General features: G+C 32.1%; 26 protein-coding genes. 19 read left to right on the top strand and 7 right to left on the bottom strand.

Annotated elements, in window-relative coordinates; all coding sequences use genetic code 11:
• Positions 1-177 precede the first annotated feature (177 nt).
• The 9 genes from AB1282_RS23020 to AB1282_RS22980 all read left to right on the top strand — a co-directional run bounded on the left by AB1282_RS23020 (position 178) and on the right by AB1282_RS22980 (position 9,335).
• Positions 178-321 (top strand): YqzL family protein, encoded by a 144-nt coding sequence (locus AB1282_RS23020; RefSeq protein WP_069034173.1) that lies wholly within the window; start codon positions 178-180, stop codon positions 319-321.
• Positions 322-348: 27 nt separating this feature from the next.
• Complete coding sequence (recO, locus tag AB1282_RS23015; RefSeq protein WP_429900533.1) at positions 349-1,134, top strand: DNA repair protein RecO; 786 nt, start codon at positions 349-351, stop codon at positions 1,132-1,134.
• 97 nt (positions 1,135-1,231) lie between these two features.
• The gene (locus tag AB1282_RS23010; protein ID WP_056474942.1) at positions 1,232-1,870 is read left to right on the top strand and encodes a helix-turn-helix transcriptional regulator; all 639 of its coding nucleotides are present in this window, start codon (positions 1,232-1,234) and stop codon (positions 1,868-1,870) included.
• Between the two features lie 20 nt (positions 1,871-1,890).
• A complete protein-coding gene (locus tag AB1282_RS23005) occupies positions 1,891-2,703 on the top strand; it encodes a pyruvate, water dikinase regulatory protein (protein WP_056474945.1) in 813 nt (270 codons plus the stop codon).
• 544 nt (positions 2,704-3,247) lie between these two features.
• On the top strand, positions 3,248-5,056 hold the full coding sequence (gene dnaG, locus AB1282_RS23000) for a DNA primase (RefSeq protein ID WP_056474946.1): 1,809 nt from the start codon (positions 3,248-3,250) through the stop codon (positions 5,054-5,056).
• 29 nt (positions 5,057-5,085) lie between these two features.
• On the top strand, positions 5,086-6,204 hold the full coding sequence (gene rpoD, locus AB1282_RS22995; RefSeq protein WP_056474947.1) for an RNA polymerase sigma factor RpoD: 1,119 nt from the start codon (positions 5,086-5,088) through the stop codon (positions 6,202-6,204).
• Positions 6,205-7,049: 845 nt separating this feature from the next.
• Complete coding sequence (gene cccA, locus AB1282_RS22990; protein WP_429900531.1) at positions 7,050-7,406, top strand: cytochrome c550; 357 nt, start codon at positions 7,050-7,052, stop codon at positions 7,404-7,406.
• Between the two features lie 106 nt (positions 7,407-7,512).
• Positions 7,513-8,220, top strand: coding sequence for a tRNA (adenine(22)-N(1))-methyltransferase (locus AB1282_RS22985; RefSeq protein ID WP_056474949.1), 708 nt, complete (start codon positions 7,513-7,515; stop codon positions 8,218-8,220).
• Positions 8,217-9,335 carry a Nif3-like dinuclear metal center hexameric protein gene (locus AB1282_RS22980; RefSeq protein WP_429900529.1) on the top strand — a complete coding sequence of 373 codons (1,119 nt, stop codon included), beginning with the start codon at positions 8,217-8,219 and terminating at the stop codon, positions 9,333-9,335. Before AB1282_RS22985 ends, AB1282_RS22980 begins: the two co-directional genes overlap by 4 nt.
• A 56-nt stretch (positions 9,336-9,391) precedes the next feature.
• Here AB1282_RS22980 and AB1282_RS22975 read toward each other — a convergent pair whose 3' ends face one another.
• Together AB1282_RS22975 and vrrA are read right to left on the bottom strand one after the other, a co-directional pair.
• Entirely contained in the window at positions 9,392-10,336 is a 945-nt protein-coding gene (locus tag AB1282_RS22975; protein WP_390311264.1) for a 4-hydroxy-3-methylbut-2-enyl diphosphate reductase, read from the bottom strand.
• 81 nt (positions 10,337-10,417) lie between these two features.
• A complete protein-coding gene (vrrA, locus tag AB1282_RS22970; RefSeq protein ID WP_056474955.1) occupies positions 10,418-11,209 on the bottom strand; it encodes a VrrA/YqfQ family protein in 792 nt (263 codons plus the stop codon).
• Positions 11,210-11,434: 225 nt separating this feature from the next.
• Here vrrA and AB1282_RS22965 point away from each other — a divergent pair, with 225 nt between their 5' ends.
• Both AB1282_RS22965 and AB1282_RS22960 read left to right on the top strand, forming a co-directional pair.
• Positions 11,435-12,742: a DEAD/DEAH box helicase gene (locus tag AB1282_RS22965; protein WP_056474957.1), complete on the top strand. Its 1,308-nt coding sequence runs from the start codon at positions 11,435-11,437 to the stop codon at positions 12,740-12,742.
• Between the two features lie 251 nt (positions 12,743-12,993).
• Positions 12,994-13,887: a deoxyribonuclease IV gene (locus AB1282_RS22960; RefSeq protein ID WP_056474960.1), complete on the top strand. Its 894-nt coding sequence runs from the start codon at positions 12,994-12,996 to the stop codon at positions 13,885-13,887.
• 238 nt (positions 13,888-14,125) lie between these two features.
• On the opposite strand, the gene AB1282_RS22955 is transcribed toward AB1282_RS22960, so the two are convergent.
• The 3 genes from AB1282_RS22955 to AB1282_RS22945 form a co-directional block, all read right to left on the bottom strand.
• Positions 14,126-14,419 carry a hypothetical protein gene (locus AB1282_RS22955; protein ID WP_429900527.1) on the bottom strand — a complete coding sequence of 98 codons (294 nt, stop codon included), beginning with the start codon at positions 14,417-14,419 and terminating at the stop codon, positions 14,126-14,128.
• Between the two features lie 124 nt (positions 14,420-14,543).
• Complete coding sequence (locus AB1282_RS22950) at positions 14,544-14,795, bottom strand: DUF2624 family protein (RefSeq protein ID WP_056474964.1); 252 nt, start codon at positions 14,793-14,795, stop codon at positions 14,544-14,546.
• Positions 14,796-15,169: 374 nt separating this feature from the next.
• Complete coding sequence (locus AB1282_RS22945; RefSeq protein WP_056474967.1) at positions 15,170-16,039, bottom strand: YitT family protein; 870 nt, start codon at positions 16,037-16,039, stop codon at positions 15,170-15,172.
• Between the two features lie 266 nt (positions 16,040-16,305).
• Between AB1282_RS22945 and AB1282_RS22940 the strand changes: the two genes are divergently transcribed.
• The 6 genes from AB1282_RS22940 to AB1282_RS22915 all read left to right on the top strand — a co-directional run bounded on the left by AB1282_RS22940 (position 16,306) and on the right by AB1282_RS22915 (position 19,609).
• The gene (locus tag AB1282_RS22940; RefSeq protein WP_056474968.1) at positions 16,306-17,082 is read left to right on the top strand and encodes a metal ABC transporter ATP-binding protein; all 777 of its coding nucleotides are present in this window, start codon (positions 16,306-16,308) and stop codon (positions 17,080-17,082) included.
• Positions 17,079-17,915, top strand: coding sequence for a metal ABC transporter permease (locus AB1282_RS22935; protein ID WP_056474971.1), 837 nt, complete (start codon positions 17,079-17,081; stop codon positions 17,913-17,915). The genes AB1282_RS22940 and AB1282_RS22935 overlap by 4 nt, the downstream gene beginning before the upstream one ends.
• Positions 17,916-17,922: 7 nt before the next feature.
• Positions 17,923-18,333 carry a Fur family transcriptional regulator gene (locus AB1282_RS22930; RefSeq protein WP_056474972.1) on the top strand — a complete coding sequence of 137 codons (411 nt, stop codon included), beginning with the start codon at positions 17,923-17,925 and terminating at the stop codon, positions 18,331-18,333.
• 162 nt (positions 18,334-18,495) lie between these two features.
• Positions 18,496-18,669: a DUF4083 family protein gene (locus AB1282_RS22925; protein WP_082459596.1), complete on the top strand. Its 174-nt coding sequence runs from the start codon at positions 18,496-18,498 to the stop codon at positions 18,667-18,669.
• A 158-nt stretch (positions 18,670-18,827) separates the two neighbouring features.
• Entirely contained in the window at positions 18,828-19,448 is a 621-nt protein-coding gene (locus AB1282_RS22920; RefSeq protein WP_429900525.1) for an SDR family NAD(P)-dependent oxidoreductase, read from the top strand.
• Positions 19,415-19,609: a hypothetical protein gene (locus AB1282_RS22915; RefSeq protein ID WP_429900523.1), complete on the top strand. Its 195-nt coding sequence runs from the start codon at positions 19,415-19,417 to the stop codon at positions 19,607-19,609. Before AB1282_RS22920 ends, AB1282_RS22915 begins: the two co-directional genes overlap by 34 nt.
• Positions 19,610-19,744: 135 nt before the next feature.
• Here the strand turns inward: AB1282_RS22915 and AB1282_RS22910 are convergent, their stop codons facing one another.
• On the bottom strand, positions 19,745-20,176 hold the full coding sequence (locus AB1282_RS22910; protein WP_056474978.1) for a VOC family protein: 432 nt from the start codon (positions 20,174-20,176) through the stop codon (positions 19,745-19,747).
• Positions 20,177-20,475: 299 nt separating this feature from the next.
• Here AB1282_RS22910 and AB1282_RS22905 point away from each other — a divergent pair, with 299 nt between their 5' ends.
• Together AB1282_RS22905 and AB1282_RS22900 are read left to right on the top strand one after the other, a co-directional pair.
• The gene (locus tag AB1282_RS22905) at positions 20,476-20,931 is read left to right on the top strand and encodes a hypothetical protein (RefSeq protein ID WP_056474982.1); all 456 of its coding nucleotides are present in this window, start codon (positions 20,476-20,478) and stop codon (positions 20,929-20,931) included.
• 269 nt (positions 20,932-21,200) lie between these two features.
• The gene (locus AB1282_RS22900; protein ID WP_390311271.1) at positions 21,201-22,811 is read left to right on the top strand and encodes a M20/M25/M40 family metallo-hydrolase; all 1,611 of its coding nucleotides are present in this window, start codon (positions 21,201-21,203) and stop codon (positions 22,809-22,811) included.
• Between the two features lie 42 nt (positions 22,812-22,853).
• Here AB1282_RS22900 and AB1282_RS22895 read toward each other — a convergent pair whose 3' ends face one another.
• Positions 22,854-22,985, bottom strand: a complete 132-nt coding sequence (locus AB1282_RS22895; protein WP_429900521.1) for a hypothetical protein — start codon at positions 22,983-22,985, stop codon at positions 22,854-22,856.
• Between the last annotated feature and the right edge of the window lie 93 nt (positions 22,986-23,078).

Genomic DNA, 23,078 nt, shown 5'->3' with positions numbered 1-23,078 from the left:
ATTTTAAAAAGCCCAACACACTTCTTTTGATTTTGCAAGCTTTTTATTTGTTATTTTAATAAATTTTATACACATGAAAATCGGGAGAGAAGGTCACATTATAAGTAAGCAGGGAAAGTAATTTGGCTATAGGTAATGAGCAATGAGTTGTAGCTATTCTTGAAAGGTGGTTTCTCAATGTTGAATTTTACCTGGGATGTCTTTTCTAAAACTGGAAATGTTGAGACGTATTTATTGTTTAAGCAGCTTGAACAGGAACATGTGGATCAGAAAAGTTACATTGATGAAGAAATAGCTGATATTGATTCCCTACATACTTAACCTTCATCCAATTGGATGGTGAGTTAAATGTTACAGCGTGTAGAAGGAATTGTATTACGGGCAAACGCTTATGGAGAATCAAATGTTATTATTACTCTTTTAACAAGAGAATTAGGTAAGATAGGAGTTGTGGCAAGAGGAGCGAAGAAGACGAATAGTCGACTTGCTTCTGTTACACAACTCTTTACATATGGGTCGTTTTTAATTCAAAAAGGATCTGGATTAGGTACATTAAGTCAAGGTGAACTGATTGATTCATATCGAGAATTAAGAAGTGATTTAGTTGCAACTGCGTACGCTTCGATTGTTGTAGAACTTACAGATAAAGCTGTAGAAGAGAAAAAAAATAATCCGTATTTATTTGAATTAGTCCTTCAATTACTACAGCACATGAATGAAGGTGCAGATGCTGAAGTTTTGACTTATTTATTTATGACGAAAATGATACCTGTGTTAGGATATCACCCATTTTTTGATCAATGCATAAATTGTAGATGTAGTGCAAATGAAAATATATTTGTAGCCTTTTCTGTTAAAGAAGGTGGGTTTTTATGTCAGCGTTGTAAACAGACCGATCCATATGCTTTTTCTGTTACTGAAAAGTCGGTTAAGCTAATGAGGTTATTTTATCATTTTGATGTAAATCGACTTGGTAAAATTGAGGTTAGTGAAGCAACTAAGAAAAACTTACAACAAATTTTATTTTCTTATTATGATGAATATAGTGGGATCTATTTAAAGTCACGTAAATTTTTAGAGCAATTGAAAAATATGGATAATTTTCTGAAAAATAATAAAAATTCAGAAACCTAAGGAAGGAAATAGGCTACCTATTTCCTTCTTTCTTTTTTAAATTGTAAAAATAGTATATAATATTTATTAGAGAGTATAACATATTGGATAGTTAGGGGTGAGGGAAATAGAACTGACAAAGCGACAAACTCAAATACTTGAAATAGTAAAAAGTAATGGACCAATTACAGGTGAACATATAGCTGATAAGCTAGCACTTACAAGAGCTACGCTTCGCCCGGATTTAGCTATTCTTACAATGACTGGTTTTTTAGAAGCAAGACCACGAGTAGGATATTATTACACAGGAAGAACAAGCGGTGCACAGGTCATTGACAGAATAAAAAAATTGACTGTAAAGGAATTTCAGGCGATTCCTGTTGTAGTGGATCGAAGTTCATCAGTATATGATGCGATTGTTACAATGTTTCTTGAGGATGTAGGAACGTTATTTGTTGTTGATCAAAATTCGGTTTTAACAGGAGTACTTTCGAGAAAAGACTTACTCCGTGCAAGTATAGGAAATAAAGATTTGCATACATTACCCGTAGATATTATCATGACGAGGATGCCAAACATTACAATTTGCTATAAAGATGATACAATTTATAATGTAGCTAAGAGTTTAATTGAAAAACAAATTGATGCTGTCCCTGTTGTTCGTGAAAGTGAGCATGGACTTGAGGTAATTGGTCGATTTACAAAAACAAATTTTACTCGTGCGATTGTAGACTTAATGAACAATGATATGTTTTAGTAAAGTTAAGAGGTGAACATATGGGCAATTCAATCGTTTATGTTGTATCAGATTCTGTTGGAGAAACAGCAGAGCATGTCGTAAAGGCGGCTATTAGTCAATTTCATCAAAAATTCGAGATTAGACGTGTACCATACGTTGAAGATAATGCAACATTAATTGAAATAGTTCAAGTAGCAAAAGAAAATAATGGTATTATTGTATTCACATTAGTAAAACCTGATATGAGAAAGAAATTATTAGAAGAAGCGCAAGGTGCTGGTGTAATTGTTTATGACTTAATCGGTCCATTAATCGATAAAATTTCAACGATTCATAAACTTGAACCTAGAAATGAACCAGGTGTTGTTCGCAAACTAGATGAGGATTATTTCCAACGTATAGAAGCAATTGAATTTGCGGTTAAATATGATGATGGAAGAGACCCAAGAGGTATTGAAAAAGCTGATATTGTCTTAATTGGTGTATCTAGAACATCAAAGACTCCTTTATCACAATATCTTGCTCATAAAGGATTTAAAGTTGCCAATGTGCCTTTAGTTCCAGAAGTAGATCCACCAGAACAACTACTTAAAGTTCCAAAAGAAAAGTGCATTGGGTTAATGATTTCTCCAGAAAAGTTAAACAATATTCGAAAAGAAAGATTAATTTCCTTAGGACTGCACGACGGAGCTAGTTATGCTAATATTTCAAGAATTGAAGAGGAACTAAAACATTTCAATAATGTTGTTAAACAAATTGGCTGTAAAGTTGTAGATGTTTCAAGTAAGGCAGTAGAAGAATCCGCTAATGTAATATTAAATTATTATTATCAAAATAAGCAGATAAGATAATTTTTTAGAAATTAAAAATGATGATTGATCTTTTTAGACTGACACATTAGAGTAATCTAATGTGTTTTCATCTTTTTAAAATAGGAATTTAAATAAATTAGGATCGTATGTAAAAGTTGAAATTCTTTAGTACTTATTGCTAGATTTCCTAATTAAAATAGATTATAATAAAAAATTGTATGAAATGAACTAATAATAGGTTTAACTTTTTATACTTACGAATAAACTATGAATATGTGCTTCCTAGTTTATTGAAGGATGGAAATAAAACTACATAAATCGATACATGTTTTGAAGGAATTACAAAAGACGTGTAGAAATTAATCATAAGCGATAAATAAATGGGTTAATGAAAACCAGAACTAGCAGTTGAATGCAATGCTTATGAACTACTGTTTAGCACTTCTTTTTTAGATAATTATTAATTCATATATGACTTAATAAATTAAATTAACTTAAGTTTTAATATATGGAAATATTTTTGTCGAATCATGAAGGAATACAGTGAGTTTTATCGAATAAAATAGTATATGGAGCTGTCAGTATGGGAAACAGAATTCCCGATGAACTTGTCGAGCAGGTTCGTCAGTCAGTCGACATAGTTGATGTAGTAAGTGAGTATGTTCCTCTGAAAAAACAAGGAAGAAATTATTTTGGACTATGTCCTTTTCATGGAGAAAGCACACCATCTTTTTCTGTGTCTCCTGAAAAACAAATTTTTCATTGTTTTGGATGCGGTGCTGGAGGAAATGCGATTTCTTTCATTATGCAGCTTGAAGGACTTAACTTTCAAGAATCTGTCCATCAGCTTGCAAAAAATACAAATATCACTTTACCTTCAGATACGGTTGACACAGTCAAGAATCCACAAGCTACTGAGCAAGGCATTATGCTTGAAGCTCATGAGTTTGTCAAAAAGTACTATCATCATCTATTAGTTAACACAACTGAAGGTAAACAGGCGTTAGAATACCTACTTAACAGAGGTATTTCGAAAGAGGAAATAAAGCATTTTGAGCTTGGTGTTGCTTTAGATTCTTGGGATGCTGTTACTAAAGTGTTAGAAAAACGTGGCTATCCAATGCCAATCATGGAGAAAGCTGGTCTAGTTGTTCGAAGTGAACGTGATGGTAATTACTATGATCGATTTAGAAATCGATTAATTTTTCCGATTCATAACCATCAAGGAAAAATTGTTGCATTCAGTGGAAGAATAATGGGTGAAGGTTCACCAAAATATTTAAATAGTCCTGAATCTTCAATTTTCCATAAAGGAAAATTATTATATCAATTTTACCAAGCAAAGAATGTCATGAGAAAGCAAAATCGGGCAATCTTAATGGAAGGTTTTGCAGATGTCATTTCTGCGTTTAGAGCTGGTGTCCATGATGCAGTTGCAACCATGGGAACTTCATTAACAGAGGATCAAGCGAAAGTCTTGAAAACATCTGTTGATCAACTTATTATTTGTTATGATTCAGATCAAGCTGGTATTAACGCAACTGAAAAAGCAGCTAAAGTTCTTCAAAAAGAAGGATTTACAATTAAAGTTGCACAAATGCCTGATGGCTTAGATCCCGATGAATATATAAGACAATTTGGTCCAGAAAAATTTAATACCTCTATTATTGAAGCTAGTGTATCATTAATGAGTTTTAAAATGCAATATCATCGAAAAGGAAAAAATCTTTTAGATGAAACTGTTAAATTTCAGTATATAAAAGAAATGCTACAAGAAATTGCTAAACTAAGTCAACTGATTGAACAAGATTATTACTTAAATCAACTCTCAAAAGAGTTTTCTATCTCGATTGAAGTACTTAAGAAGGAATTTGGACAATATAGTAATCAGGCAAATCGTATATCTAATGTAACAGAAGTAAAAACTGATATCAAACGCGATATTACTTCTAAGACACTTCTTCCTGCACATGTTCGAGCTGAACAATTACTTTTAGCTCATATGTTAAATAGCAGTGACGTGGCTGAGAAAGTGAGACAGCAATATCAGGGTCTATTCTACAATAATGATTATTCCGAGATTATAATCCATCTTTATGCTTATTATGAAGAGGGCAATGAGTCTAATATTAGTAAATTTATGAATTACCTTCCTTCAAAAAGGTTACTTGAAGTAGTTTCAAAAATTGTCAATTTACAGATAGCACCTGAACTAACAGAGCGAGAGTTAAAGGATTATTTAGATGCATTAAACAACTATGATAAACAACAACGTATACGTGAAAAAGAAATAGATCTGAAAAAAGCTGAACGTGAAGGAGATTTTGTAAAAGCTGCAACGATTCTTCAACAAATCACACAGCTAAGATCTAGTATGAAATATGTTAAATGATTCGCGAACTTTTCGAAGGAGGGGAACAGATGGCTGATAAATCGGCTCGTTCTAAAGATACGGAAACAGAAGTAACACTTGATCAAGTAAAAGCATTATTAATTGAAAATGGTAAAAAACGTGGTGTAATTACATATGAAGAAATTGCAGATCGTTTAAACGGATTTGAAATTGATTCAGATCAACTTGAAGAATTTTATGAGCAACTAGGTGAACAAGGTATTGATATTGTTGGTGACGCTGATGATGAACCTAGAGGAGCTCAATTAGAGAAGGAAGAAGAATTTGACTTAAATGATTTAAGCGTTCCTCCTGGAGTAAAAATTAATGATCCAGTACGTATGTACCTAAAAGAAATTGGTCGAGTTGATTTACTTTCTGGACAAGATGAAATCAATTTAGCGAAACGTATAGAAGAAGGCGATGAGGAAGCAAAACGACGCCTAGCGGAAGCGAACTTACGATTAGTAGTAAGTATTGCAAAACGTTATGTAGGACGCGGTATGCTGTTCCTAGACCTTATTCAAGAAGGTAATATGGGATTAATCAAAGCCGTTGAAAAGTTTGATTATCGTAAAGGTTATAAATTTAGTACATATGCGACTTGGTGGATTCGTCAAGCGATTACTCGTGCAATTGCTGACCAAGCAAGAACAATCCGTATTCCAGTTCATATGGTGGAAACAATTAATAAATTAATTCGTGTTCAACGTCAATTACTTCAAGATCTAGGTCGCGAGCCATCTCCTGAAGAAATTGGTGAGGAAATGGATTTACCACCAGAAAAAGTTAGAGAAATTCTTAAAATTGCTCAAGAGCCAGTTTCTTTAGAAACACCAATTGGTGAAGAAGATGATTCACATTTAGGTGATTTCATTGAAGATTCTGAAGCAACTTCTCCAGCTGAGCATGCAGCTTATGAAATGCTTAAAGAGCAATTAGAAGATGTTCTTGATACATTAACAGATCGTGAAGAAAATGTTTTACGTTTACGATTTGGTTTAGATGATGGACGCACTCGTACTTTAGAAGAAGTTGGTAAAGTATTTGGAGTTACACGTGAGCGTATTCGTCAAATTGAAGCGAAAGCTCTACGTAAATTACGTCATCCAAGCCGCAGCAAACGTCTAAAAGATTTCTTAGAATAGAATGTTTAAAAAGAGTTTATCCTTTATTGGGTAAACTTTTTTATTTTTAATCAAGAATATCAAAAATGAAAACGTTTTAATTAGTAAATATGTCACGATAAAAATTTTGTCAAAATATATCGAATGTCCGTACTAAATATATAATTGTAGTGCTATGCTACATACTAAGTAATACTGAACTGGATGACCAATGAACGAGATGGAAATCCGATTCTCTTAGAACAATATAAAAAATGATCTTTCAACTATTTATTCTAAAGATGAATCAAAGGATAATATAAGCAAAGATGGTTATTATAAATTATGGAGACGCTAGTAGTAATTCCATCATTTTAAACAATTGGTTACCTATTTACTTTATTTTACAGAATTGTCTTTAAATTTGCAAATACTCATTTTCCCCACTTTTTTAATAATTTTTATAATTAGTTCAATACTACTAAATATAAAATAATTGGTTTGAAGACATATTACCTATATTGTAATAGCAATTATTTATTAGAATTTTCATAATAAAATTTAGTTGAATCTTTTGCTTTAGCTTTTTGGTGGAGATGATTAAATTCGATTTAAGAGTTTAATGGGTGACAATGGTTTTAAATGGTTTCTTAAAAAAACTTACTTATTTCAATTATTAAGAGGTGAGTTTATACAAATATAATTTGCAAATATGCTAGATCGAATTTAATTCTTTATAGTAGGAAGGTTTATATAATTTTGAAATCGTTTAACAATTTTTAAATTTATCCAATATAATACTTTTTTTATTGTTTTTAATCGTATACAATAATAATGTTATAGTAATTAATTTTATTTTTTTAAGGGGTTACATAAGGGGGATCATAATGAAACGAAATCCATTAATTCCTTTTGCTCTAATTGCAGCACTAGGAATCGCAGTCATGCTAATTATTTCATTAAAAGGAGCAAAACAGGCTGATGAAATTGCAAACGGTGACAAAAAACCGGCTCAAACAGCATCAACTAAGCCAGATGAAATATATGCTCAAACATGTGTTAGCTGTCATGGTGATCAATTACAAGGGGTTGTAGGACCAAACTTAACTAAAGTAGGTTCTAGATACACAGAAGCTCAAATCAAAGAAATTCTTACAAAAGGTAAAGAAGGCGGAATGCCAGCTGGTTTACTACAAGGACCACAATTGGATGCTGTTGCTAAATGGTTATCTGAGAAAAAATAAGCAAGCATATAAAATGACCTCTTCGTTAAGAAGAGGTCATTTTGGTTTATTGACTACTTTAGTGTAAAATGATGTTATGAAAATAAAATGAAATGGTGATTTTTTTATGAATGAAGTTAATTTATCAAAGCGTTTAAAAAGAGTATTTGATTACATACCAGAGGGCACAAAATTAGCTGATATTGGATCTGATCATGCTTATTTACCTTGTTATGCAGTTTTAAATAAAAGATGTACCGCAGCAATTGTAGGGGAAATTACTGAAGGTCCGTATAATTCAGCACGTTCTACGATTCGTCAAAGTGGGCTAGAAGGAATTGTTGAAGCGAGAATGGGAGACGGGCTGGAAGTTTTAGTACCAAGTGAAGTAGATGTCATAACAATAGCTGGAATGGGTGGTTCTTTAATTTCTAGCATATTGGAAAATGGTAAAGAAAAACTTCAAGGTGTTGAAACGTTAGTTTTACAACCAAATATTGGTGCACAACAAATCAGAAATTGGCTTGAGCAAGAAGGATATTCTCTTGTGGAAGAAGATATATTAGAAGAGGATGGAAAAATCTATGAAATTCTAGTAGCTTCCAAATCAAATCCTAATAGTGCATACGGTGAAAAGAAAGATATGGAGTTATTTATAGGCCCATTCTTATTAAAAAACAAAAACGATGCATTTAAGAAGAAATGGGAACATGAAAGAAATAATTTTGAAAGAATCCTAACTCAACTTGAATCAGCAAAACAAACAGAGGAATCAGTTCAGAAAATTAAAGAAGTCGAACAGAAACTTGAGTGGATAAAAGAGGTGCTTTCATGAAATCGATAAATGGTTTTCAGGTAGTACAGCAATTTGAAGAACTATTCCCTAAGCATTTAGCTGAGGAAGGTGATCCAAATGGTCTTCAAATTGGTACATTATCAAAACAAGTGACAAAAGTATTAATTGCATTAGATGTCACAAAGGATGTCGTAGAAGAGGCAATTTCAATTGGAGCGAACCTAATTATTGCTCACCATCCTATTATTTATCGTCCTTTAAAAAAGATTGAGACAGACAGTGAACCGGGTAAAATTGTGGAACTTTGTATAAAACATGATATAGCCGTTTTTGCAGCACATACAAATGTTGATATTGCAGAGATCGGTGTGAGTGATTTTTTAGCTGAAGCTTTACAATTAGAAAATACGAAAGTTCTCGCTCCTACATATGTAGAAAAATTAATTAAGTTAGTTGCATTTGTACCGAAAACACATGCAGAAATTGTATTAAACGCAATTTGTGATGCTGGAGCAGGTCATATTGGCCAATATAGCCATTGTACCTTTAGTTCGAATGGAACAGGGACATTTATGCCTTTAGAAGGGACAACACCATTTATTGGGCAACAGGGTCAATTAGAAGAAGTTGATGAGGTAAAGCTCGAAACAGTTGTTCCCCAATTAAAATTAAAACAAGTTCTTAAAGTGATGCAAAAAGCTCATCCGTATGAAGAAGTGGCATATGATACTTACACACTAGAAAATGAAGGCAAAACATTCGGGATTGGAAGAATAGGAAGCCTTAAAGAAGAAATTTCGTTAGAAGAATTTGCTTATTATGTGAAAGAAAAATTAGATTTACAAGGTGTAAGAGTGGTTGGAAACTTAAGCGATCGAGTAAAAAAGGTTGCCATTGTAGGTGGAGACGGAAATAAGTTTGCCTATCATGCAAAAAGAAATGGTGCAGATGTTTATTTAAGTGGTGATATTTATTATCATGTGGCACAGGACTTTAAAATGCTTAATTTAAATATAGTTGATGCAGGACACAATATTGAAAAAGTAATGAAATTAGGTGTTAAACGTCTTTTAGATAATAAATTAAAAGAAAAAAACATGGCTTGTGATATTATCGCTTCAACGATCCACACTGATCCATTTACATTTATTTAATCGTTTTTTCACTAAAAAAAGGACTTCAGGGTTAAAAATCCAGAAGTCCTTTTTGTTTAGTCTTTTATTCTAACTTTAGGTAGTATTTTATTTAATTCTACTATTGATTTTGTATCCCAAGTGCTTTCATCGTTTGGATCGTATTTCTCCAAAAATGCGACAACCTCACGTGTTATCGGTGTTGGAGTAGAAGCTCCAGAAGTAACTGCTACAGTCTCAACGCCCTCTAACCATTTTAATTGAAGTTCAGTAATATCTGAAATACGAAATGCCTTTGTTCCTGCAATTTCATGTGAAACTTGTGCAAGTCTATTTGAGTTATTACTCATCGGGTCACCTACGACTATTGTTAAATCTGCTTGTCCTGCTTGTTCAGCAATCGCTTCTTGACGTACTTGAGTTGCCATACAAATTTCTTTATGGACATGAGCAGTCGGATATTTTTTAATTGAGTATTGAATTAATTCTACTACGTCCCATTGGCTCATAGTTGTTTGATTTGTAATGATAATTTTATCAGTAGGAATATCTAAAGCATCAATATCAGATTTATTTTGAATTAAGTGAACAATCGAAGGAGCGATTCCAACTGCGCCTTCTGGTTCCGGATGTCCTTTTTTACCAATATAAATAAAGTGATAGCCTTCAGCCATTCGTTCTTTAATTAAATCATGTGTTTTAGTTACATCTGGACATGTTGCATCAATCGTCGTAAGTCCTTTTTTGATTGCTTTTGATTTTACTTCTGGAGAAACTCCATGGGCGGTGAAAATAACAGTACCCTTTTCAATCTTATCTAAAATATCTAATCTGCTTGGACCATCTAATGTAATGATTCCTTCTTCTTCAAATGCGTCTGTAACATGTTTATTATGAACAATCATACCAAGTATGTAGATTGGTCTTGGTAATGATGGATCTTTAGCTGCATTTCTAGCAATGACCATTGCATCTACAACTCCATAGCAATAGCCTCGTGGGGTAACTTTAATAACTTTCATGGAGTAGCCCCTCCTTTATAATATTGTTGTCATTTTTTATTATAAAGGAGGGAGATACTACTATACAAAGAAAAAGAAAATTTACATAAACAATTTTGGTTTTGGATTTACATTTGATGCAGGTTCTTCAATATTATGAGATGGTTCTACTTCTACTTCTGACTTAACTGGAGCTTTTTTTCTTCTTTTTGGTTTTGTTTCTTTTATTTGCTCTACATCTATTATTGCATTCGCTTCATTTTTTTTACTTTTTTTTGTGTCGACTGGATCATCGGTATTTACTGCTTTAAATATTTTGTAAATTGAAGGGAAATTTTTAATAGCAGGAGCGTATTGTTGAATCATTGGCGTAACTTGTTGAGCAGCTTGAACAGCTTTTTGCATACCACCGATGACACCTGTAATAGAAGTGTCTCCACCCATTAAACGTGAGAAAAAACCTGGACTGCCATCATCTTCTTTTTCGGGTTTTTGCCCAGTCATTGGGTATTGATTTTGTGGTCCTTGTTGCTGATAATTACTACCGCCTTGTGCCTGCATTACTGGCTGATTTTGAAAAGGAACAGGTTGTAAAATTTTATTTTGGCTTATATATTGTTGATGTGCGTTTAACTGCGGCTGATATGAAATTGGTTGCTGATAATGACCTTGTTGCCCAACTATTTGTTGGATAGGTGGATAAAACTGTTGTTGAAATTGCTGATAAGGTTGCTGTGGCGATTGGGGATATGGATATCGTTGATCAAAATTTGGTCTTGCACCGTATGGATTTTGTGAATTTTGATAAGGCTGTTGATAACTATTATAATAATTTGGACCGTTCATAGGAAAAGGCTGTTTATTTTTTTTCTTAAACTTATCAAGTAATCCCAATCTAATACCTCCTTTCAAAAATGCTCTTTATTACTTAGGCTATGCACATAATTTGAAATGGTTAGTATAGGACAGAATAAAAATTAAAATGCTAAAAAAGAAGAAAGAAAAATTAGAATTAGCCTTATTGGGCAAATCTATTGTATAATAGATAATTGTAGCAATTTTGTACGAGGAGTTAGATTCCTCATTACATAGAAAGTTTAAATTAAGAAGGTGAGTTATATGGCAATTTCATTTAAAAATTTTCAATTAAAACCATTTATTTTGGAAGCGATAGAGAAGAAACACTTTTCAGAACCAACAGAAATTCAACAAAAGATCATTCCTCAAGTTAAAACTGGACGTAGTGTAATCGGTCAATCGCAAACAGGGTCAGGAAAGACTCATGCATATCTAATTCCGACAATTAATACATTAGATCCATCTTTAGATCAAGTACAATTAGTAATAACTGCTCCAACTCGTGAATTAGCGACTCAAATTTATAATGATGTTCAAGCAATCATTGAATGTTGTCCAGAAGATGAGCAGTTAACTGCAAAAAACTTCGTTGGAGGAACCGACTACAAACGTACTGTTGAAAAACTAAAAAAACAGCCACATATCGTAATCGGAACTACTGGACGTATTAAAGATTTAGTAAATGATAATGTATTATTAGTTCATACTACGAAATATTTAGTAGTAGATGAAGCAGATTTAATGTTAGATATGGGATTTATCCATGATGTGGACCAAGTTGCGTCAAAAATGCCAAAGAAACTACAAATGCTAGTTTTTTCAGCGACAATTCCTGAGAAGCTTAAACCGTTTTTGAAAAAGTATATGGACAATCCTGAACATATTCATATTAATCCGCAACAACTTTCAGCTCAGAAAATTGAACATATTATTGTTCCAAGCAGACATAAAGACAAAGTTAAAATGGCTAAAGATATTTTATTAAGTTTTCAGCCATATTTAGCAATTGTCTTTACAAATACGAAGAAAAAGGCTGAAGAAGTTGCGACTCAATTATCATCATATGGCTTAAAAGTTGGTCAAATTCACGGAGATTTAACTCCTCGTGAACGTAAAAAAATGATGAAGCAAATTCAAGATTTAGAGTTCCAATATATTGTTGCTACTGACCTAGCTTCCCGAGGCATCGATATTGAAGGGGTAAGTCATGTAATAAATATTGAATTACCAGCAGATTTAGACTTTTATGTCCACCGTGTAGGACGTACAGGGCGTGCAAACTTCTCTGGAACTGCGATTACTATCTATGACCAAGAAGATGATCAAGCATTAGACAAGCTTCAAGACCGTGGTATTACATTTGAGCATCGTGAACTTAAAAAAGGTGAGTGGGTTGATTTAGGTCCACGCGCAAAACGTAAGCTTCGTAAAAAAACAGATCGTAATTTAGATGCAGTTGCTAATAAAGCAATTAAAAAGCCATCTAAAGTTAAACCTGGCTATAAACGTAAATTGAATGCACAAAGAGAATCATTTAAAAATAATGTGAAAAGAAAAACGAGTAGATAGTTTGAAAAAAGAAAGGAAGAATATTCCTTTCTTTTTCTTTTACACTTTAAGAAAGTATAAATTGGCAACGAGGAAGTTAATTCGACGTGGTAGCCAATTTTAGGAATAAAGTATAAGTGCAACTAAACCTCTGTCTTCGCCTAAGACTTGCCAATCGGCAAGTTTTCTTTATAAACAGGCGAACAATTTAACCATGTTTGATTTTCGTGTTAAAATGGTAAGTATGATTAATTAAGGTAGGAGCTGAAAGAATGTTACGAATAGGATCTCATGTTTCAATGAGCGGTAAGAAGATGTTTTTAGCCGCTAGTGAAGAAGCTGCAAGTTATGGTGCTAATACATTTATGGTGTATACAGGTGCACCTCAAAATACACGCCGTAAAGCAATTGAAGATTTAAATATTGAAGCGGGTTTAAAACATATGGCTGAAAATGGAATTGCTGATATCGTAGTCCATGCACCATATATTATCAATATTGGAAATACTACAAATCCAGCTACCTATGAATTAGGTGTTGAATTTTTACAAAAAGAAATAGACCGTACAGCAGCATTAGGAGCAAAACAAATCGTATTACACCCTGGTGCTCACGTAGGCGCTGGTGAAGATGCTGGTATCGCTAGAATTATACAAGGTTTAAATGAAGTATTAACATCTGAAACTCCTGTACAGATTGCGCTTGAAACAATGGCTGGAAAAGGATCAGAATGTGGTAAATCATTCGAAGAAATAGCGAGAATTATGGAAGGTGTACATTACAACGATAAATTATCAGTTTGTTTTGATACATGTCATATTAATGACGCTGGATATGACATCGTTAATGACTTTGATGGTGTCTTAAAGCAATTCGATCACTTAATCGGGATTGATAAAATAAAAGTACTTCATATTAACGATAGTAAGAATCCAATGGGAAGTCGAAAAGACCGACATGAGAACATTGGCTTTGGATCGATTGGATTTAAAGCATTAAACTATATTGTTCATCATCCACAACTAATGGACATTCCTAAAATTTTAGAAACTCCATATGTTGGGGAAGATAAAAACAACAAGGTTCCGCCGTATAAATTAGAAATAGAAATGTTACGCAATCAAGAATTCAATGAAAATTTAATTCAAGAATTATTGAAAGCATAATTTAAAGAAACCAGTCCAATTTAAATAAAGGGCTGGTTTTTATTTTCTTATTAGTGATAAACTAGCAAATATGCTCTTATGCTTCCTAAATTGAATAAAAAACTGTTAATTATATTTAAAATAGAGCGGTTTATCAGCTACAAATAAAAATCCCTGTAGAGATACTCCCCCAGCAGTAAAAAAAGGGCACCCATATGTCAGTTAATCCGACTTATGAGTTCGCCCCATTTGATCTTCTTTATAATTCTATTTCTACAATTTTTTTTAACTTACTATCTAAATATGAAGCAATTATCTTTCCGTCTTTAATTCTTTTCACAGTGACAACATTACTAACTAATTCGTGATCATGTTCGTCTAAGTGCATTAATTTAATATAGACCACATGTGCCTTGTCACGTTCGATTAAACTACTAGCGATATTAAGAGCTAAGTTATGGCTTAAATCATCCATATGAAACATGTGTTTGAATTTCACTTCATCATCTGTTTCTTTGTCTAAATAAATTATTTCATAATGTAGCTCATGCAAATCCATATTAATCCCTCTCATTTCGTTTTGGAATAATTAGGTGATTCGTTGTATGAGCATTATATGATTAGTGAAATGAGGAGAGTAATAAATTAAAGCTTTTTAATGAACATTTTAACCAAGCTTAAGTTAGCTTTTGAAAAATAATATCAATTTGTTGTGCAGTGGCCTTAGAGGTAACATTTGCAATTTGGGAAAGAATTTGTTTTTTATGTTCAGTGTCATATATATTATAATTTTTCCCGTTTAATATTGCAGCCACTTTATTGGCTTGATCTGGAGTAATATACACTTGGTATTGTTGACTTAATTTTAATAAATCCTTTGGTGTTATACTATTAACCTTTTTATTTATGAGAGTCTGGATAATATTCATTCTGAACCTCCTCTTAGGTGAAATACTTCATCAATAAATTTTATGAAAGGTCATTATAAATAATGAGCATAGGACACTAATCTCAATTAATTTTTCAAAAATAATATGTAAATCAGTAGGAGGAGCGTTATAAAACTTTGAAATTTCTATGATTTCATTTGGAAGATTCAGAAGTAACTAAAGGTGTTTGAAAAGACAAATACTACATAATAGCCGTGGAGTTCTTTAAACAGTGTTAAAAGGATCAAATCGTATTGAGGAGTTGAGGTATTTGATTGATGAGATTGAAAATGGAATTAAATTAACAACTCAATTAAACTATTAAAATAGAAAAGCTTGAATTCATGATCGAATTCAAGCTTAATTGTTTACTATTAATGGATTGCTTTCTTCTTAAACTTTCCACCTTTAACATCAGCTATATTTCCGATGGCTACAAAGGCATTTTCATCATAGTCTTCAACAATCGATTTTAATTTTGCTTCTTCAAGTCTAGAAATGACTGTAAAGATGATTTTTTTATCTTCACCCATAAAGCCACCTTCGCCATGAAAATATGTAACTCCTCGACCTAATCGGGCATTTAATGCATCACCGATTTCTTTATCATTATCACTAATGATCCAAACAGATTTAGTATCTTGGAACCCTTCAATTGTTAAATCAATTGTTTTAAATGCTACATAATAGGCAATTAATGAATACATAGCATTATCCCATCCAAATACAAATCCTGCACTTCCGAGAATAAAGACATTAAATGCCATAACAACTTCACCAATTGAAAAAGGTGATGATTTTGTTAAAAGTATTCCTATAATTTCTGTCCCATCAAGTGAGCCACCATTACGAATTACTAAGCCTACGCCAATTCCTAAACCTAATCCACCAAATAATGCAGCTAGTAAAGGGTCATTAGTTAAATGAGGAATGTCCTTAAAAAGAGAGGTAAATACTGAGAGAACAGTGATACCAAATAAAGTTGAGATAGCGAATGTTTTACCTATTTGTTTATAACCTACTATTACAAAAGGTAAGTTTAACAAGAATAGAAAAATACCGAGATTAATCGAAGTAATATGGGAGAGGATCAAAGAGATACCTACGATTCCACCATCAATGATATCAGTTGGAATAAAGAATGCTTTTAAGCAAGCTGCCATCAGAGCAGCCCCTAATGTAATAAAAAACCCCCGTTTAATAATCTTAAAGTTTGAAAGCTTACGATGTGTAATTGCGTTCAAAAAACCACCTCTTTATCTATATTTATATGTTAATTGTAACACATTGTATTTTTCGTCACAAAGTGATAAGTCTTATTTATTAAAAATACATTAAAGATTTTCCGTGGAAATTAAAGGATTTAAAGTATTGATAAAGATGAAATTAAATTAAAAACGTATATAAATTTTGCCGAGTTTTCTTTGTTTACAAATAAGAACTATTCTCTTATACTAAGAACTTGAAGTAAAACGTAATTATTCCTAAATAGATGAAGGTGTTTTAATAAATGAGTCAAGATATCATAAAAATTGAAGATTTGTCCTATAGCTATGAACGTCAAAAGGTATTAACCGACATTAATCTTCTAGTAAAAAAGGGAGACTTTTTAGGTCTAGTTGGTCCAAATGGTAGCGGCAAATCAACTCTACTAAAATGTATATTAGGTATCCAACAACCAGATGAAGGAAAAATAGAGATATTCGGTACAGATATTCGAAAAATGAAAAGCTGGGATAAGATTGGTTATGTATCTCAAAAAGCGAATAGTTTTAACTCTGGATTTCCAGCATCGGTTTTTGAAGTAGTATCATTAGGTCTTGTTTCTAAACTAGGATTGTTTAACGGTTTTAAAAATTCGGATAAACAAAAAGTCGCTGAGGCCTTAAAATCAGTTGGTATGTATGAATTTGCAAATCGTAATATCGGCGAACTATCAGGTGGACAACAGCAGCGTGTCTTTATTGCGCGAGCACTTGTAAGTAATCCCGAACTATTAATACTTGATGAACCAACCGTTGGGGTAGATGCTGAAAATGTAGAAAGCTTTTATGAATTACTTAGCGATTTAAATACTAAGCTTGGTATTACTTTATTATTAGTTTCTCATGACATAGGCATTATTACTGATAAAGTATCACATGTTGCATGTTTAAATAAAAGATTACACTTCCATGGTAGTAGAGATAAGTTTAAAGATGCTACTGAGAAGGATTTGTCTCTTCTATATGGCCATTCTGTGCATGTACTATCTCATAATCACGAGAATGGGGGAGAGCGAATATGATGGATTTTTTTCATTATGATTTTCTGAGAAATACATTAATCACTGGTATGATTATTGGAGTTATGGCTCCTTTATTAGGTGTATTTGTTGTATTTAGGAGATTATCACTTATTTCTGATGCGTTGAGTCACGTGACTTTATCAGGAGTTGCAGCAAGTCTTTTACTTGAAAAGTATTTCTTTACATCTGGTTTTGTTAGCCCTTTATTTATGGGGATGACATTTTCAGTTGCAGGAGCATTTTTAATTGAAAAATTAAGAAGTGTTTATAAACATTATCAAGAGTTAGCAATTCCAATCATTCTTTCAGGAGGAATGGGATTAGGTGTTATTTTAATTTCATTAGCTAATGGATTTAATACAGATCTATTTAGTTATTTGTTCGGTAGTGTTAGTGCTGTGTCACAAGAAGATTTAATTACTGTCATAATTATAGCTGTTTTTGTAGTAATATCTATTATAGTACTTTATAAAGAATTGTTCCTATTATCATTTGATGAAGAATATGCAGTTGCTTCAGGTATAAATGCAAAATGGATTCATTACTTGTTTATTTTATTAGTTGCTTTAGTAGTATCCATTTCAATGAGAGTTGTAGGTGTTTTATTAGTATCTTCTCTAATGACTTTACCAGTAGCATCGAGTATACGAATTTCGAAGGGGTTTAAGCAAACAATCATCTTTTCAATTATTTTCGGAGAGTTTTCAGTAGTTGCAGGTATTTTGCTTTCTTATAATTTAAATCTAGCGCCTGGTGGTACGATTGTGATCCTGCAAATCCTTATTCTTATTTTTACTTTAGGTTTGAAGAAGTTAAGAACAAGTCAAAGGTAGTGATTAAATGAAATTAGCAGATGCATCAAAATTATTAAAAGAAAGAGGCTTTAAAAATACGCCTAAACGATATGATATGCTTGAATATATTTTTAGGCAAAATAAATATGTAACTGCAAGAGATATTCAACAAGCATTAATAGATAAATACAAAGGCCTTAGCTTTGATACAATTTATCGCAATTTATCTACGTTTATTGAAGTAGATGTAGTGGAAGTTACCGAACTAGATGGTGAAAAGCGTTTTCGATCAAAGTGCTCTTCTTCGGAGCATCATCATCATTTTATTTGTTTAGATTGTGGTAATACAAAAAGTATTTATCGATGTCCTATGGAAAATTTATCTGTTGATTTACCTGGTTATACAGTACAAAGCCATAAATTTGAAATATACGGACTATGTCCAGAATGTAGTTGAATTCCAACCACTTTTAGAGAGTACAAATAGTACTCTCTATTTTATTTTAGGGATAAGATCTAATTTTTAAAATGTATTACATAATTTACCAATTTCGTATATACTTAAATTAGAAGTGAATAATTTATTTAATGTACATTGATAAAACTAAGGAGTAAAAATATGGAAAATATAGCTATAGGAGATTTAATCTTTCAGTTGATTGTATTTTTAATACCGGTTGCTATTATTATTTTTGTTGTATTTATTTATCGATCTACTAAGAATAATAGGGTTCAAATGCAGAGACTTGAGGCAAAGCTTGATAAAATAAACGAAGACATAAAAAAAGATTAGTAGACTATATTCCAAGTTTCTAAAGACAATATATTATTGTCTTTTTTTCATTTATAAGGTATAGTAAGTTTCAACATATGTTTAAATGTTTAAACATATAATCTTAATTGAAATTAAATGATAAATAATATAAATGTGAAGAGCAGGGAGACAAAAAGATGAAATCAAATGAGACCGTATTAATTACAGGAGCGTCTGGAGGAATTGGTAAAGAATTAGCTATTTTATTTGCAAAAGATGGATTCGACTTAGTTTTAGTAGCTAGATCAATTGATAATTTGTTAAAAGTAAAAAATGAAATTGAATCAATGTCGAATGTAAAGATTCAGCTATTTTCAAAGGATTTATCTAAGGAAGATGAAATAGTTTCTTTAGAAAAGGAATTAAATGCTGAAAATATTCAAGTTGATTATTTAGTGAATAATGCTGGATTTGGATTATTTGGGGAGTTTGCAGCTACAAATTTAGACGAAGAGTTAAACATGATTGATTTAAATATACGTACAGTTACACATCTGACAAAACTGTTTTTAAAAGGGATGATTGAACGAAATAAAGGTGGGGTGATGAATATTGCTTCTACAGCAGCATTTCAACCAGGGCCTTTAATGGCAGTTTACTATGCATCAAAGTCCTATGTTCTTTCTTTTACAGAAGCACTTTCGAATGAAATGAAAGGAACAAATATTAAAGTAACAGCTGTTTGTCCTGGTGCAACAGAACGGATTTTGGAAAACGTGCTAATATGCATGAATCAAATTTATTCCAAAGTGGAGTAGGGAATGTAAAAGATGTTGCTAAAGTAGCATATAGGGGATTTAAAGATGGAAAGACAATTGTGATTCCTGGAATGACAAATAAAATACTAGCAAATTCTGTTCGATTCATGCCAAGAAAATTAGTTACGAATGTTGTAAGGTATATCCAAAGAAGAATATAATTGATCAAAACGACTCAGTCCTTGACCGAGTCGTTTTTTGCAGCTAAATTATGTATGAATTTCTAATTAAGAATTTTTTGAAACCTGGAAGTTTAGAACTTGTAAAAATTAAACAAGCAATTATTCACTAATAGATTATTGCTGCCCGGCAGGGTGTGTAAATACTTGGAATAATACGCCAAATTTGTCGACTACTTTACCATAACATGGGCTAAATCCAGTATCTTGTAAAGGTAATTCTACTTCACCGCCATCTGAAAGGCCTTCAAAAAATCTTTTTGAAATTTCAATTTCATTTGTAGAAATACAAATTGTTACTTGGTTTCCACTTTGGAATGGGTAACCAGGATAAGTATCTGAAACCATTAATACTGATTCTCCGATTTGGATCGTTGCGTGCATGATTAAATTCTTAGCATCAGACGGTATTTTTCCTTCTGAGTCGTCTCCAACTTCTCCATAAGTTTGACTAAATAATACCTTAGCATCAAGTGCTTTTTCATAAAAATTAATTGCTTCTTGAGCATTTCCATCCATGATTAAATAAGGGATTAATTCTAATGACATGTCCACTACACTCCTTGTTTAAAAATTAAATTGTGAATTGAAAAAAATATGACTTAAATAGTCTAAAACGCTTGTCTAACTATTACCATATTCTATTCTATTCATATCTAAATTATAAAATAGAGAACATGCGTTTGCAATATAGATTATTTTAAATTTTTTTCGACATAAAACGGGAACTTTTGTTCTTTTTTAATTGTTGTTTTATCCGTTAAATAAAGGGGAATTCCCTCTATTGTTGAATAGTATGCATTAGGGCAAGATGTTTAATAAACTTATAGCCTAGGAGGCTGAGTGGTTTGCAGGAGCTCAAAAAATATAGAAGAAATGTCTTCTTATTATTGTTTGTTATACTTATTTCATTTATAGGACATTTTGCGAACTCATTGCCAATTGTTAGCAGAAGAATCTTAGAAGGGATTTTTTGGCTTTCGCTAATTAGTTGTTTTGGAATTATTACAAATGGAGTAATAAAGTTTAGCCAAAAAATCGGTAAGTTAGCATACTTTTTTGTTTTAGGTAGTTTAATTAGTGCAATTTTTGCGTTTACGGTCGAAACTTTAAATACAATAAAAGTTATCTCATTTTATATTTATTATATTTGTCTTTTTGCAAGTTTAATTACTGGTGTAATAGCAATTATAAAAGAAGAAAAAGGGTTAGCAAAATTATCTGGATTTATATTGATGTTCGTATTTGGATTAATTTTTGTGTGTACTTTTATTGTGTGGAATATAAATGGTGCTCAGTATTAAGCATCAGACTGTCTACTAAGCGCCTGCAAGTAGTCTGACATTCAAGATTTTTAGATACTTTGACTAAAGACAATTTTAAATATTAATTTAGGATGCTATTAATTCAATTTTTTCCATCTAGAAATAGATGGTTTTTTATTTTTTACCGTTTCTACTATTTAAAAAAGGTATTCAGTCACATTTCTAGAATAGGTGAATTATTGATCGAATTACCCATTACAATTAGAGAACTTTAAAATTAAATTACAGAATGATTATGGGGGACAAATATGAATAAGATGTTATGGAATTCACCTGAAAACTTGAAAAAATTACTTACAGAGCTAGTTAGCTGGAAAAGTATAACGCTAACAGATGGCGAACGGCAATTTCCAGTAAATTTATTTAAAAAGCTATCTGCTTTACAATATTTTAAAGATTTACCGCATCAACTGAAGTTGCATGATTCAGATAAAGGTCGGAAATTTTTAACTGCATTGTATAAACGGCCAGATATAAAGGATACGATTTGTCTTATAAGTCATTTTGATACAGTAAATACAGAAGAATATGGTGAGCTTGAACATTTGTCTACAAATACAGAGGATTTAACAAATGCTTTTCAAGAACGGATAAATGAATTATCAAAAGATGTTCAAAGTGATTTGAATTCTGGTGAATATTTATTTGGTCGTGGTTCGATGGATATGAAAATGGGACTTGCGATGCATATGAGTATTATTGAGAAAGCTAGTATTGAGGAATGGCCAATAAATCTTTTATTATTAACCGTTCCTGATGAAGAGGTAAATTCAGCTGGAATGCGTGATGCGGTCTCAACACTTGTAAATCTTCAGGAAGAATATGATTTGAATTTCAAATTATTTTTAAATGGTGAGCCTGTATTTTCACAAGAACCGGGAGATCCAAAGTATTATATTTATTCTGGTACAATTGGTAAAATAATGCCGGCAGCATTATTTTATGGGAAAGAAACTCATGCTGGAGAACCATTAAGTGGCATAACCTCTCCATATATTGCATCCTTTTTAACTAGAAAAATGGAGTGGAATGAGGAGTTTCAAGAGATTGATTTTGGTGAGAAGACGCCGCTACCTGTTACATTACAGCAGAAGGATTTGAGGTTAGAGTATTCGACTCAAACGCCATTTCGTTCATGTGCGCTATACAATGTGTTTTTAATGAAAAGAAATGCTTCTGAAGTCTTTAATTTATTCGAAAAAATAGCACAAGAAGCTGCTGAAGAATGTAATTTTGAATATGAAAAGATTTGTAATAGACATAACGTAAATCCGGTTGGAAAAGTAAAGGTTATCCAATATACAGACTTGCAGCAATATGCTATCAGGAAGCTCGGCGAGGATTATGTGTTGAACCTTAAAAAAGAAATTCATTCGCACAATGAGTGGGATGATCGTGAGAAGTCCTTTAGAATTGCAGACAATTTAATGATTGAATGTCAGGAGCTTGCGCCTGCTATGATCATTTTATTTGCACCACCTTACTATCCAGCAATAAATTCTACTGGAGATGAGTTAGTGGAGCAGTGTATAAAATTTTCTTCAGAGCTTGCTAGTAATCAGTTTAATTTACCAGTAAAACGTATTCACTATTTTAATGGAATAAGTGACTTAAGTTATGTAAATTACAGTGATTCGCTTGGCGGATGGACAGCATTCGAGTTGAACACACCAGTATGGGGAGATAGTTATACTTTACCTTTTAGCTTAATGGGAAAATTAAATGCTCCTGTGTTAAATATCGGACCGTTCGGAAAAGATGCACATAAGTTAACTGAGAGGTTACATATGAGAAATGCATTTGAAGAAGTGCCTTATATAGTAGAAGAAGTGATTCATATGATTAGTAAAATGAAATGATAAAAGGACCTTCTAATTCCAAAAAATTAGAAGGTCTTTTTTTTAGTATTCTATTTCTTCAATATCCTTTGGCTGCGGAAGTGGTTGGTTATTTTTTTGGTCCTGATTTACAATACTTATTTCGTCTTCTTTTCTTTCTCTTATAATGCTGTTTTGCTTTTCGTGATTTTTCAAATTATTTGCTCCCTTCTCTTCGAATACAGTTAATTTTTGCAAAATTAACTAATTTATTAGAAGATTGAGGAGGAAAATGTCATGGCATGGCTA

This window comes from Gottfriedia sp. S16(2024), from assembly GCF_050473765.1.
GTDB lineage: Bacteria > Bacillota > Bacilli > Bacillales > Bacillaceae_G > Gottfriedia.
The sequence above is the reverse complement of the archived record's forward strand: the minus strand, read 5'-3'. Positions and strand labels throughout refer to the sequence as shown.